Annotated in this window: 12 protein-coding genes; 1 reads left to right on the top strand and 11 read right to left on the bottom strand. The window is 63.8% G+C overall.

Annotation, left to right across the window (positions count from 1 at the left end):
- Positions 1–13: 13 nt before the first annotated feature.
- From SC318_RS11980 to SC318_RS11950, 7 genes are read right to left on the bottom strand one after another with little or no spacing between them, the layout of a single operon-like run.
- Positions 14–844 carry a DUF2797 domain-containing protein gene (locus SC318_RS11980; RefSeq protein ID WP_320430959.1) on the bottom strand — a complete coding sequence of 277 codons (831 nt, stop codon included), beginning with the start codon at positions 842–844 and terminating at the stop codon, positions 14–16.
- Positions 841–1,101, bottom strand: a complete 261-nt coding sequence (locus SC318_RS11975; RefSeq protein ID WP_016972751.1) for a YeaC family protein — start codon at positions 1,099–1,101, stop codon at positions 841–843. The genes SC318_RS11980 and SC318_RS11975 overlap by 4 nt, the downstream gene beginning before the upstream one ends.
- A 51-nt stretch (positions 1,102–1,152) precedes the next feature.
- The gene (locus tag SC318_RS11970; protein ID WP_320430958.1) at positions 1,153–2,076 is read right to left on the bottom strand and encodes a tetratricopeptide repeat protein; all 924 of its coding nucleotides are present in this window, start codon (positions 2,074–2,076) and stop codon (positions 1,153–1,155) included.
- Positions 2,076–2,561 carry a hypothetical protein gene (locus tag SC318_RS11965; RefSeq protein ID WP_320430957.1) on the bottom strand — a complete coding sequence of 162 codons (486 nt, stop codon included), beginning with the start codon at positions 2,559–2,561 and terminating at the stop codon, positions 2,076–2,078. The genes SC318_RS11970 and SC318_RS11965 overlap by 1 nt, the downstream gene beginning before the upstream one ends.
- Positions 2,561–3,910: an ATP-binding protein gene (locus tag SC318_RS11960; RefSeq protein ID WP_320430956.1), complete on the bottom strand. Its 1,350-nt coding sequence runs from the start codon at positions 3,908–3,910 to the stop codon at positions 2,561–2,563. The genes SC318_RS11965 and SC318_RS11960 overlap by 1 nt, the downstream gene beginning before the upstream one ends.
- A 38-nt stretch (positions 3,911–3,948) precedes the next feature.
- The gene (locus SC318_RS11955; RefSeq protein ID WP_320430955.1) at positions 3,949–4,920 is read right to left on the bottom strand and encodes a metallophosphoesterase; all 972 of its coding nucleotides are present in this window, start codon (positions 4,918–4,920) and stop codon (positions 3,949–3,951) included.
- Positions 4,920–5,810, bottom strand: coding sequence for an NAD(+) kinase (locus SC318_RS11950; RefSeq protein ID WP_057725186.1), 891 nt, complete (start codon positions 5,808–5,810; stop codon positions 4,920–4,922). The genes SC318_RS11955 and SC318_RS11950 overlap by 1 nt, the downstream gene beginning before the upstream one ends.
- A gap of 156 nt (positions 5,811–5,966) precedes the next feature.
- Here SC318_RS11950 and SC318_RS11945 point away from each other — a divergent pair, with 156 nt between their 5' ends.
- A complete protein-coding gene (locus SC318_RS11945) occupies positions 5,967–6,914 on the top strand; it encodes a DUF1853 family protein (RefSeq protein ID WP_320430954.1) in 948 nt (315 codons plus the stop codon).
- A gap of 107 nt (positions 6,915–7,021) precedes the next feature.
- On the opposite strand, the gene SC318_RS11940 is transcribed toward SC318_RS11945, so the two are convergent.
- Genes SC318_RS11940 through cobW form a run of 4 tightly spaced genes read right to left on the bottom strand, consistent with a single transcriptional unit; the run spans position 7,022 to position 13,502 of the window.
- Positions 7,022–7,624 carry a vWA domain-containing protein gene (locus SC318_RS11940; RefSeq protein ID WP_320430953.1) on the bottom strand — a complete coding sequence of 201 codons (603 nt, stop codon included), beginning with the start codon at positions 7,622–7,624 and terminating at the stop codon, positions 7,022–7,024.
- A 53-nt stretch (positions 7,625–7,677) separates the two neighbouring features.
- Entirely contained in the window at positions 7,678–8,676 is a 999-nt protein-coding gene (locus tag SC318_RS11935; protein WP_320430952.1) for a magnesium chelatase ATPase subunit I, read from the bottom strand.
- Complete coding sequence (gene cobN / locus SC318_RS11930; RefSeq protein WP_320430951.1) at positions 8,676–12,437, bottom strand: cobaltochelatase subunit CobN; 3,762 nt, start codon at positions 12,435–12,437, stop codon at positions 8,676–8,678. Before cobN ends, SC318_RS11935 begins: the two co-directional genes overlap by 1 nt.
- Before the next feature lie 3 nt (positions 12,438–12,440).
- A complete protein-coding gene (gene cobW, locus SC318_RS11925) occupies positions 12,441–13,502 on the bottom strand; it encodes a cobalamin biosynthesis protein CobW (protein WP_320430950.1) in 1,062 nt (353 codons plus the stop codon).
- Between the last annotated feature and the right edge of the window lie 49 nt (positions 13,503–13,551).

The following is a 13,551-nucleotide window of genomic DNA, read 5'->3' as shown; positions in this document are numbered from 1 at the left end:
GGGTGGCATCCTTCTACTGATGCACGGCGAGCTGGTAGGCCGTGTATTTACGAATATTGATCACGCCGGTGTCGAAGATCAGGTACTGGCCCTTGATTCCCAGCAACGTGCCTTCGGCAATCGGATTCTTGTCCAGGTTGAAGCTGACGATCTTGGCCGGGTACTGCTGCACCGGGTAACGGATTTCGATCGGCTCGATGTCGGCAATGGTTTGGATGGCCTGCAGGCCAAAGCGTTCCTGCAAACCGAGCAAGCCCTCGGCGCAGGAGGCGAACAATTGATCGCGTACCTGCTTGAGGTCCACGGTTTGCGCATCGCCCTTGAGCAGCGCGCGCCAGTTGGTCTTGTCGGCCACCTGGCTGCGAAACAGATCCTCGACAAAACCCGATTGCTGGCGAGTGGCCACGCGCATGATCGGCAGCGCCTGGCTGGCACCCTGGTCGAGCCAACGGGTCGGCAACTGCGTGGCCCGGGTGATGCCAACCTTGATCCCCGACGAATTGGCCAGGTAGACCACGTGGTCGGTCATGCAGAAGGTTTCACCCCAGCCCGGATCGCGGCAGGTGCCGGCCTCGTAATGGCAACGTTCGGGGCTCATGATGCACAAGTCACACTGGGCCAGCTTGGTCATGCACGGGTAGCAATAGCCCTGGCTGAAGCTGGTCTTGGTCTTGCGGCCGCAATGGCTGCAGTGAATGGCACCGAGGAACTCCAGGCGAATATGCGTGCCGATCAACGGATTGACCGGCACCTCGGTATCGCCCAGACGAAATGCGTATTGAACGGTCGGCTCACCCAGTTGCGCCGACATTTTGCTGACTGCACCGCGACCAATTTCAATCAATGGATCGCATCCGACTTGAACAGGATGTTCGGCACCGGTGCCGATTTCGACGCGCATTCCTGCGGGCCCATGTAGCCGGTGCGCTGGTCTTCGGGCAGGTTCTGGATTTCCCAGGCGATCACCGCCTGCAGCGACAGCTCACGCTGCTCGGCGGTGAGCTTGCGCCCGTCCGACCACTTGCCGATTTCCACGGCGAGCTTGAGGCTCTCGTAGATGTCGGGGGTGATGTTTTCGATCATTTCAGCAAACGATGACATGTGAACAACCTCTGAGGTTCAGCAAATACGTGGGTGACGAGGCCAGGCCCATCAAAAATCCTTGGAGAGCTTGACCTGCACAAGCTCCTTGTCGAGCAAACGTCGGAAAATTTGCGGCGCCGCGAAAGTGTAGGCGGCAAATGCCAGCCAGAGCCAATTGATCGTCTCGGCCACTCGCGGATAGCCAATGTCTGTCAAGGTGATCACCGCCACTTGATAGACCACGAACATACACAACAGCAGGATGACGGCGTGGGTGGCGCTACGCTCGTTCATCCAGCTGTTAAAACGCCACCATGCGCCAAGGAACACATTTTCGCGTGCCTTGACGGCCGTCAGCAGGTGCAACGCCGCAACGTTGGTTGCGTTTTCCTGCAGGGCCCAGATCGCATGGTCACGAGCGCCGTTGATATCACCTTCGCGCAGCAACAAATGCCCAAGCACCACCACCGCCGACGCATTCGAAGGGTCAGCCTGCAGCGCGTGACGTGCGAATTGATAAGCTTGGTCCCAACGGTTGCTGGCATGATGGAACTGCGCCATCGCCACTAGGTTGGCAGGGTCATCGGGGCCCAGTTCCAGGGCTTTTTCCAGCGGTTCGCGGCTCTGCGCGAGGCGTCCGGTCAACTGATAAAGATCCGCCAGGCACCGGTAATTAACCGGGTTGAGCGGTTCCATATCCAACAGTCGGTTCACATGCTCCTGCGCCTGTTTGAACTTGCGTGAGGCGATAGCCACCTGTGCTGCCGCATAGTGTGCAAGCGGTAATTGCGCATCCAGAGCCAAGGCCAACTGCACTTCGCGCTTGGCGGCATGCAGGCGACGCATGTTCATCAAGCAGATCGCCAGCAGGGCGTGGGCTTCAGCCGAATCGGGGTCATTGGCCAGCAACTGGCGCAGCGCGTCGATTGCGCCGTCGTTGTGGTCAGCCTGCAAGCGTTGGTAAGCCAGTTGTAGCAGATAGTCGGTATTCATCAGCTCACCACCAGATACCACAGAGTGTAGGGTAGCCATTTGACGACCATACCTTTAAGCACGAATCCACCGATCAACGCCAAAGGCAAACCAAAGCGGCTCAATTCGCCGCCGTAGTACTGGTAAATCTCGATAGTGGCGTTTTGTTGCATGTACAGCACGTAGCCCAGGAGCAGTTTCCACACCACAAGCACCAGCAAGGCGTACTGGATCTGCGCCTGAGTCTGCAGATAACCCCCGCCTACCAGCTGCAGCAGCACAAAACCGATCAGTACGCTGCCCACCAACGCCACACCGGCCAGCAACCACTCGCGCACGCGCGTCGGGCTGCCAATGGCGATGGAGTTGAACACGAACCACGGCAAACCCAACCATGCGCCGCCCAGCATCAAGCCAAGCAACGGCCAGAGTGGCGAAACCGCCCACTTAGCCAAGGCGCCCGGCCGAGGTTCATCTTCGATACGATAACCACTATATTGCGCCATCAGCGGCCCTTCCCGTGTTTGTCGAGAAAAGCCAGTACTTCGTCGTACTGATTGCCTTCATTGGCATAACGCGCGTAATTACGAGCAGTGGTCAGCCATTCCAGTGTGGTGGCACGCACCGCCTTCAGGGCCTGCTTGAAATGCCGATCGCAAATTGGCTGCTCTGCGCCGCTCTCGATAGACGCCTCTATGGCCTCATCGGCGGCGGTTTCCACCAACTCGCTGAGGTCTGCGCCAGAAAAGCCCGAAGTGTTCTTGGCTAAAAAGGCAAAATCTATGTCGTCAGCCATAGGGCGACCTTTCATCATCGCATTGAGCATGCTTTCACGTGCAGGACGGTCCGGTGGCGGCACAAACAGCACGCGGTCAAACCGGCCGGGGCGACGAAAGGCCGAGTCCACCGACCAGGGTACGTTGGTTGCGGCGAGGATCAGCACGCCGTGGTTGTCGTTGGTAAAGCCGTCCATCTCGGAGAGGAACTGACTCACCAGCTTGGACGATGTCGACTCGCGGGTATTGGCGCGTTTACCACCCAGCGCCTCGACCTCGTCGAAAAACATTACCGCTGGCGCCTGCGCCCGTGCCTGTTCGAACAGTGCGTGCAACTTGCGCTCGGACTCGCCGATGTACATGTCAAGAACGTCAGAAATCGCCACGTTGAAAAACGTTGCCTTGCACTCGCCAGCCGTGGCGCGGGCCAGCATGGTCTTACCGCAACCCGGTGGACCATACAGCAGCACACCGCCGCCGACTTTCTTTCGAAAACGCTGGAACAAGCCGGGTTTCTGGTAAGGCAGAATGATTTTTTTGTGGATGGTCTTCTTCAGCTCATCCAAACCGCCAATGTCATCAAAGGTCAGGGTTTCGTTTTCCGGCACCAACAGGCGTACCACTTCGCTCTGGTCGGTTTCATCATTGGAGATCACACGCAAGCGCGGGCGGCCTTCGGTGCCGGGAAAGTCAACAACAGACACATTCAATCGCCGCCACAATGCCATGTCTTCCAGGGCAGGATTGGCGTCCACCGCTGCTCGGTATTCCGCCTGTGCTTCCTTGAGGTTTTCCAATGCCGCAAGGACACGGGCCTTGAGCAGGCGCGCGGGCGGATCACTCCCTTCGATCAGTGGCAATGCCTTTTGCGCCTGACCGTCGGCCAATAGCAACTGCGCCGCCGCAAGCTTCAGGGCAGAGGCGTCTTGCCATTGAGAAAAATCGGAGGGCAATAAATTCAGCCCGCGCGCATGCTCGCCACGCTCTAGGCAGGCACCGAGCAGCACTGTCAGCAGCGCGACGTTACCGGGGGCGGCGGCCAGGGCAGCCTCTAACTGGTCGAGTGTCGAATCATCCATGGAGGTTCCTCAAAAGTGCGTGTGCAACGCGCAGGGGCTCATAGCACCACCTCCGGTCGCTCGACATCGACCCACACAAACTTGCGCGGGTCGAGGCGTGTTTCCTGGTCCAGTCGATACGCCACCAACTTGCCGTACAGCACCGCGCTGTAGTCCAGGCAGGCCAGGTTCGGGCGGATCGGTGCCGGTTTGCCGCTGCGCCAGTAATGGCCGACGAACAACAGCGGCTGGTCGGTGCCATAGCGCAGCAGGCTGTTCTTTTCGGTGGACGTCAGGGGCGTGCGTGCCACGGGCTCGGGCAAGGCGTCGGGCTGGAATACGATGTCGCCGTAGGTTTTCGGGTCGTCTTCCCAGAATTTGGTGCGAAAGAACGAGCGCGTCAGGCCATCACCACCGGTCAGGGTGAGGCCGTGCGGCAGGCGCATGTCGGTGCCGCGCAGCAGGCGATCGAACGCGTTGCAGGCAAAGCTGCCCGGCACGGCAGCGGCCTGCAGGAAATGTGGGTCGATGCAGCCATCCGGGAACGTGGCGCGCAGCGGCTGGATGAAGCCCTCGTCCCAGCACGCATGCACCACACGGAAACGCCCGGCGTCGACGAACAGCGGCATGTCGTAGAACCAGCCGAGGAAGTCCTGCCAGTCGGCCGGGTACTGTTCGAACTGGGTCAGGGTTTCCTGGATCAGCCGCCCATGGCGCGCCGTGTGCTCGCGCACGAATTGCTTGCCGCTGCCCGGCAGTGCCGGTGTGGTCCAGCCCAACGCATTGAACTCATGGTTGCCCATGATGCACAGCGCCTGGCCGGCCTCGGTCATGTCGTGGACGATGTGCAGCGCTTCGCGGATGCGGGGCCCACGGTCGATGATATCGCCGAGGAACACCGCCATGCGCGACGGGTGGCGCCAGGTGCCGCCCTGCTTGTGGTAACCCATCTGGTCGAGCAAGTGCTCCAGGGTATGGGCGCAACCGTGCACGTCACCAATCAGGTCGTAGCTACGCGCGGGATCGAGCATCAGTCGCCTCCACCCCCCAAGCGGCTGCCCCAGCCCAGCTTGGTGCGGCACACTTCGTAGTAGTTGTGGTCCAGCGGGTGGATCAACCGCAACTTCTGTGCCTTCTTGCTCACGGTGATGGTGTCACCGGGGGCGCAGGTGAAATGGTTCTGCCCGTCGCAGGAAACTTGTGGGTAGATTTGCATATCCTTGGACACCACGATTTTCAGCTCACTGTTGCCATCGACCACAATCGGCCGACTCGACAACATATGGGGATACATCGGCACGATCACAATGGCATCCAGCTTGGGATGCATGATCGGGCCACCGGCCGACAGCGCATAGGCGGTGGAACCGGTAGGCGTGGCGACGATCAGGCCGTCGGCCTTCTGGCTGCAGACGAACTGGCCGTCGATATACAGCTCGAACTCGATCATCCGCGTGGATTTGCCGGGGTGCAGCACCACGTCATTGAGGGCGTCGCCCTGGCCGATGGCCTCGCCATGACGGCGCACTTCGGCTTGCAGCAGGAAGCGGTTCTCCACCAGGTAATGGCCGTCGAGCACCTTGGCCACTTCGACTTCCAGCTCATCGGGCCGGATATCGGTCAGAAACCCCAGGCTGCCACGGTTGATCCCCAGCACCGGCACATTGTGCCGCGCCAGCGCCCGCGCCGCGCCGAGCAGGCTGCCGTCGCCGCCGACCACGATGACCATGTCGCACACTTCGCCAAGCATTTTGCGCGAGGAAGTCTGCAGGCCGTGGCCCGGCAGGATTTCGCCGATGGTGTCTTCGAGGATCACGTGCAGGTGGCGTTCCAGCAGGAATTTTTTCAGCCGGCGGACGGTGTCCAACACCTGGGTACTGCCCAGGCGACCGATAATGCCGATATTGCGAAATTGCTCCATGGGGCTCCTGCGGGCGTAGGGGTGTGGCAAAAAGAAACGATTATGGGCGAAAGGCCGCGTCAGGCAAAATCCTTTGTCGCCGCCGAGCCTCGATGACAATGGTTCTCAGGCCGGTGACAGGCACCCGCGCCCGACTTAAGAGGCTATGCTCGCACCATGACTCTGTTCCCTGACTTGCACGCCCTGCTCCGCCAACTGCGGCACCCCGAAGTGCGTGACCTGGCGTGGGTGATCCTGGCGCCACCGATGCTCGCCCGCACGCCCTGGCCGCAGCGCCATCCCCTGGCGGGCAGTGACTGGGTACAGGCGCCGCAGCTGCTGGAAGCCTGGTTGCGTGCGCTCGATCAAGACAGCAGCGCGCTGCAACACTGGCTGAGCCTGGCGCGCACCCGGCGCCTGGGCCTCTATTATGAACGCCTGTGGCAGTTCGCCGTGCAACATGCGCCGGGGGTGGAGCTGCTGGCGGCCAACCTGCCGATTCGCCGCGCCGGCCACACCCTGGGGGAGCTGGACATGCTGCTGCGCGACCGCGACGGCGTGCACCACCTGGAGTTGGCAATCAAGCTCTACCTCGGGCCACAAACGGGGAACGGCCAGGACACCGCGCAGTGGCTGGGCCCCGGCTGCCATGACCGGCTCGACCGCAAACTGGCGCACCTGGCCCAGCATCAATTGCCGATTTCGGCGCGCCCGGAAAGCCGTGAAGCCCTGGCGGCGCTGGATATCCAGCAGTTCGACGCGCACCTGTGGCTGGGCGGGTACCTGCTTTACCCGTGGCCAGGCCAGGCCGACGCGCCCCTCGGCGCTCATCCGCAGCATTTGCGTGGACGCTGGTTACATCAGCGTGATTGGCCGGACTTTGTCAGCGCCAGCGCCGCAGGCCGCTGGCAACCCCTGCCCCGGCATGCCTGGCTGGCGCCGGCGCATTACCTGACAAGCGAGGTATGGAGCGAGGAGCAGATGCAGGGCTGGCTGGCAGACCTGGACCCGATGGCGCCGGCGCAGTTATTGGTGCGGCTGGTGCCGAACGGGGACGATTGGGAAGAAGCCGAGCGGCTGTTTCTGGTTGCCGATCTTTGGCCGAATGTGCCGGGGGCTGGCTGATAGATAGGTGGTGCGGGTGAGGGCCTCATCGGGGCAAGCCCCCTCACACAGGGGAATGCATTCCAAATGTGGGAGGGGGCTTGCCCCCGATAGCGGCGGGATTGGCACTACATACTGTCGATATGCCGGTAATCCAGCTGCAACCCCCTCGCCAACTCCTGCGCCCGCCCCAACCTGATCGGCCCGCGCTCGATGTCCACCAACAACCCCGGACACGCCAGCCGCGGCAATCCATCGATCACCTTGAGCCGCCCATCAGTAATCACCAGCAACCGCTGCTGCTCCACCGGGTAACGCTTACGCCGCGCCACCAGCCAATCGGCCGCCTCGGTCAAGGCTGCCAGCAACGGCGTACCGCCACCGGCGCCCAACTGTTCCAGCCAACCCGTCAGGCCTTTGGCCGCCTTCAAGCCCTGCACCTGCCACCTTGGCGACTGCCCGCTGGCGGTCAACAACGCCATGCGCGCCCGCTGCCGATAGGCGTCATCAAACAACTGCGCCAGCAGGCCCTTGGCATCGCTCAACGCCTGGTGCTTACGAGTGGAAGCCGAGGCGTCGACGATCACCAACCACAGTTCCTGGGCCGACCGGCTGCGCAGGTGCCACAGCAAATCCTCACGGCGCTGCGGCCTGCCACCGAGCAAGGTGCCCGGCCAGTTGATCTGACCCGAGTGCGCACTGCGCGCCTTGCCTTGCCTGCCGCTGTCCAAGCGCCCCGCCTGGGGCCGAGCATCCGCCCCCGCGTCAGGTCGGGGGCGAATGCCTAGGGCTTTTTTGGCCAGGCAGGCACGTCCCGACGAGCGCCGGTGGGCAGCGCCGGTGCCGGCATGTCGCCCCATTGGCCTTGGCCGGGCGAGGTGTTCGAGGGTTTGGGGGCTTGCCCCTGATCGGGCGCGCTCGCCGCAGGCGGCTGCTCCTGGCGGCGGTGACGCAGGGCAAATTCAGCGACCGCGTCAATATCTTCCTCGGCGATCGCGCTGGCACCGCGCCAGGCCGCATGGGCCCTTGCGCCGCGCAGCCACACCAGGTCGGCGCGCATGCCGTCCACACCCGCGGCAAAGCAACGCTGGGTAATCTGCGCCAAGGCGGCGTCATCCAGCTCGATACTGTCGAGTCGCGCACGGGCCTGGGTGCAGCGTTCGCGCAACGCCCCTTGCGGCTCGGCCCACTCCTGGCAGAACGCCGCGGGGTCCGTGTCGAAGTCCAGACGACGACGGATGATCTGCCCACGCTCGGTCGGCAACGTCTGCCCACTCAACGCCACGTTGAACCCAAAGCGGTCGAGCAGTTGCGGACGCAATTCACCCTCCTCCGGGTTCATCGTGCCGATCAGCACGAAGCGCGCCGAATGCCGATGGGAGATGCCGTCCCGCTCGATCAGGTTGGTGCCGCTGGCGGCCACGTCCAGCAACAGATCGACCAGATGGTCGGGCAGCAGATTGACTTCATCGACATACAACACACCGCCATCGGCCTTGGCCAGCACGCCAGGGGAAAACTGCGCGCGGCCCTCGCCCAGCGCGGCGTTCAGGTCCAGGGTGCCGACCAGTCGCTCCTCGGTGGCGCCCAGGGGCAAGGTGACGAACTGACCACTGGCGAGCAGGTCCGCCAGGCCACGGGCCAGGGTCGACTTGGCCATGCCACGCGGGCCTTCGATCAGCACGCCGCCGATTCGGGGGTCGATGGCGGTCAGGCACAGCGCCAGTTTCAGCGCGTCGGCACCGACCACGGCGGCCAGCGGGAAATGAGGGGTATCGGTCATCAGCTGTCTTCTTCTATATCCAGCAACAGGTTTTCCAACGCTTCGCGGTAGGCGCCCGGCTCTTGCCACATGCCGCGCTGCTGGGCTTCGAGCATGCGCTCGGTCATGTCGCGCAGGGCATCGGGGTTGTGCTGTTGCACAAAGGCCCGGGTGTCCGGGTCAAGCAGGTAGGCGTCGGCGAGCAAAGCGTACTGGTGATCGTCGATCAACGCGGTGGTGGCATCGAAAGCGAACAGGTTGTCCACGGTCGCCGCCATCTCAAACGCGCCTTTGTAGCCGTGACGCTTCACGCCTTCGATCCATTTCGGGTTGGCTGCACGGGAACGGATCACCCGAGTGAGCTCTTCCTTCAAGGTACGGATCTTCGGCAGGTCCGGCTGGCTGTGATCGCCATGGTAACTGGCGGCCTTGGCGCCGCTCAGGGTTTCCACGGCGGCGAGCATGCCGCCCTGGAATTGGTAATAGTCGTTGGAATCGAGCACATCGTGTTCGCGGTTGTCCTGGTTCTGCAGCACCGCCTGCACCTGGCTCAGGCGCTGGGCAAACTGCTCGCGGGCCGCGGTGCCTTCATCAGCGCCACCATAGGCGTAGCCGCCCCAGTTCAGGTAGACCTCGGCCAGGTCCTCGCGGCTTTGCCACAGGCGACCGTCAATCGCACCCTGCACGCCCGCACCATAAGCCCCCGGCTTGGCCCCGAAAATGCGCCAACCGGCCTGTTTCGCCGCGGCCTCTTCGTCCAGGCCCGATGCGCACAACGCTTCGCGTTCACTGCGCACCCTGGCGGCCAGCGGGTTCATGTCATCCGGCTCGTCCAGCGCCGCCACCGCCTGTACCGCCGCGTCGAACAGACGGATCAGGTTGGCGAACGCATCGCGAAAGAAGCCGGAAACGCGCAACGTCACGTCAACGCGTGGGCGGTCCAACAGGCTGATCGGCAGGATCTCGAAGTCATCCACGCGCTGACTGCCCGTGGCCCACACCGGACGCACGCCCATCAGCGCCATAGCCTGAGCGATATCGTCACCCCCGGTGCGCATGGTGGCCGTGCCCCACACCGACAGGCCCAACTGGCGCAAGTGGTCGCCGTGGTCCTGCAGATGCCGCTCAAGTATCAGGTTGGCCGACTGGAAACCGATGCGCCAGGCGGTGGTGGTCGGCAGGTTACGCACGTCCACCGTGAAAAAGTTGCGCCCCGTGGGCAGCACATCCAAGCGACCGCGACTCGGCGCACCGCTGGGGCCGGCCGGCACAAAGCGCCCGCTCAAGGCATCCAGCAGGCCATGCATTTCGGCCGGGCCGCAGGCATCCAGACGCGGCGCCACCACCATGCGCAGGCTCTCGACCACGGCCTTGACGTCCTCCCAGCCGGGTTCTTCCAGCTGTTCCAGCGGCCCCTCCAATGCCCGCTCGATCAGGCGCGCCGCGTAGAGTTCCAGACGCTCGCGGGTGTCACCGGCGGTGCGCCACAACTGCGCGTCGAGGGTGCGCAACACCTCGGGCCGACGCCCGGTCCACGGCTCGGCGAGCGCGCAGTCCAGGGGGTCGAAACCCAGCTCGAAGGCCTTGGCCAGCACCCGCAACAGGCTTGACTGCCCGCCACGGCCATCGCCACGGGGAATGCGCAGCAAGGCCAGCAAGGTGTCGATACGCAAGCGCCCCGCCGGCGACTCGCCGAAGATATGCAGGCCGTCGCGGATCTGCGATTCCTTCAGGTCACACAGGTAGGTGTCCAGGCGCGGCAACCAGATGTCGGCATCGGCATCGCCGTCCAGCTCGAGCTCCTGGTCGATCTGGGTTTCGCGCACCAGTTTGAGAATGTCTTTCTGCAGTTCGAGCGCGCGGCGCGGGTCGAGCAATTGCGCTTCGTAGTATTCGTCGGCCAGCAGTTCCAGGTTGCGCAGCGGGCCATAGGTTTCGGCGCGGGTCAGGGGCGGCATCAGGTGGTCGATGATCACCGCCTGGGTGCGACGCTTGGCCTGGGCGCCCTCGCCCGGGTCGTTGACGATAAACGGGTAGATATTCGGCAGCGGCCCGAGCAGCGCATCCGGCCAGCAATGTTCCGACAGCCCCACACCCTTGCCCGGCAGCCATTCGAGGTTGCCGTGCTTGCCCACGTGGATCAGCGCGTGGGCGCCGTAGGTATGGCGCAGCCAGAAGTAGAACGCCAGATAACCATGGGGCGGCACCAGGTCGGGGTCGTGATACACCGCACTCGGGTCGACCTGATAGCCACGCGCCGGCTGGATACCGACGAAGGTCTCGCCCAGGCGCAGGCCGGCGATCATCAGCCGGCCGTCGCGGCACATCGGGTCCTGCTGCGGAGCGCCCCAACGCTCGAGCACCGCCTGGCGATTGGCTTCAGGCAGGCGCTGGAACATGGCGTCGTAGTCGTCCAGGCCCAGGCTCTGATGACAGGGGCGCTGGTCGAGGCTGTCCAGGTCATTGGTGACGCCGCCCAGCAATGCATGGATCAAGGCCGTGCCGCTGTCCGGCAAGATGGCGGGCACGGGATAGCCTTCGGCCTGCAGCGCACGCAGGATGTTCAGCGCCGCCGCCGGCGTGTCCAGGCCCACGCCATTGCCGATACGGCCATCGCGGGTGGGGTAATTGGCCAGGATCAAGCCAACGCGTTTGTGCGCATTCGACACCCGCGCCAGCTCGACCCAGCGGCGCGCCAGTTCGGCGACAAAATCCATGCGTTCGGGCACGGCGCGGTAGCACACCACGTCCGACTGGCTGCGCTCACTGCGCCAGGCCAGGTCCTTGAAGCTGATCGGCCGGCTGATGATGCGCCCGTCCAGCTCCGGCAAAGCAATGTGCATCGCCAGGTCGCGCGGGCCCAGGCCTTGCGCGCTGGCCTCCCAGCCGGGCTGGTTGTCCTGCGCGCAGATCGCCTGAATCACCGGGATGTTGCGGCGAAACGGGCGCAGATGCGGCGCTTCGGGACTGGACTGGGCAAAGCCGGTGGTGTTGAGAATCACCGCCGCCTGCACGTCATCCAGCAGGTCCTCGACCACCGCCAGGCAGCCTGGCTCCTTCAAGCTGGCCACCGCGATCGGCAACGGGTTAAGACCGGCCGCTTGCAAACGCTGGCAGAACACATCGATAAACCCGGTATTGGCCGCCTGCAAATGCGAGCGGTAGAACAGCACCGCCGCCACCGGGCAATCGGCGCGCCAATCGGCTTGCCAGTTTGCAAGCTGGGCGTTGGCGGTATGCGGATGGTAGATCGAGGTGCGCGGCAAGCTTTGCGGCTCAGCCCAGGCATAGTCGCGCCCCAGGTAGCCGCTGGCCAGGCAGCGATAGAAATCCAGCGCATTCCCCAACCCACCTTGGCGCAGGAACTGCCACAGGCGGTCACGCTCGGGTGCACCGACGCTACTCAGGCCGCTGAGTTCCGGGTCCGGGCGATCATCCCCCGGGACCAGGATGAGCGTTACGCCGCGCTCGGCCAACGCCTTCAGGCGCTCGATGCCGTAGCGCCAGTAACCGATGCCGCCATGCAGCGAAATCAGGATTACCTTGGCGTGGCGCAACACCTCGTCGACGTACAGGTCGACTGAGGCATGGTTCTGCACTTGCATCGGGTTGGCCAGGCGAAAACTGGGGTAATCCTCGGGCAACTGCCGCGCTGCCTCGGCAAGCAGCGCCAGGCTGGAGTCGCCGCTGCACAGGACCACCAGCTCGGCGGGGGTTTGTCCAAGGTCGGCGATATTGTCGTCCGCGACGAAGCCGCCGGGCTGGGTCCTGAGCAGGTGCATGGGTCAGGCGCTGAGGGCGGCGCGCAGTTGCGCTTCAAGGCCGGCCGCGTCAAGCGCCTGGCCGATCAGCACCAGGCGCGTGGTGCGCGCTTCATCGGCGCCCCAGGCGCGGTCGAAATGCTTGTCGAAACGCGTGCCCACGCCCTGGATCAGCAGGCGCATCGGTTTGCCTGGAATGGCGGCGAAGCCTTTGACGCGCAGGATGCCGTGCTGCACCACCAGTTGCGTCAGGGCGTCGAGCAACAGGGCTTCGTCGGCTTGCGGCAGGTCGATGGAGATGGAGTCGAAGGCGTCGTGGTCGTGGTCATCCTCACCGTCGTGGTGATGGTCGTGATGGCTGTGGCGGGCGTCGATATGTTCTTCGGAGCCGGCGCCCAGGCCGATCAGCACGTCCAGAGGCACGCGTCCGCTGCTGGCTTCGATGACCTTGACCGCCGGCGGCAGCTCCTCGGCCACTTCCAGGCGCACACGGGCCAGGTCTTCGGCGCTGATCAGGTCGGCCTTGTTGAGGATCACCAGGTCGGCGCTGGCCAGTTGGTCGGCAAACAGCTCGTGCAGTGGCGATTCATGGTCCAGGTTCGGGTCGAGCTTGCGCTGGGCGTCGACCTGGTCCGGGAACGCGGCGAAGGTGCCGGCAGCCACGGCCGGGCTGTCGACCACGGTAATCACGGCGTCGACGGTGCAGGCATTGCGGATTTCCGGCCACTGGAAAGCCTGGACCAGCGGCTTGGGCAGCGCCAGGCCCGAGGTTTCGATAAGGATATGGTCAAGGTCGCCACGGCGGGCCACCAGTTCGCGCATCACCGGGAAGAATTCTTCCTGCACGGTGCAGCACAGGCAACCGTTGGCCAATTCGTACACACGGCCGTTGGCTTCTTCTTCGGTACAGCCGATGGAGCACTGTTTGAGGATTTCACCGTCAATGCCCAGCTCGCCGAACTCATTGACGATCACCGCAATGCGGCGGCCCTGGGCGTTGTCGAGCATATGGCGCAGCAGCGTGGTTTTGCCCGAACCGAGAAAACCGGTAACGATGGTGACGGGGAGTTTGGCCAGTGTTTTCATCGGATGCCCTTTGGGGCGGGCATACGGGACGATAGGCCCTGCGACGGCG

Origin of the sequence: Pseudomonas sp. MUP55, assembly GCF_034043515.1 — a bacterium.
Classification (GTDB): Bacteria; Pseudomonadota; Gammaproteobacteria; order Pseudomonadales; family Pseudomonadaceae; genus Aquipseudomonas.
The sequence above is the reverse complement of the archived record's forward strand: the minus strand, read 5'-3'. Positions and strand labels throughout refer to the sequence as shown.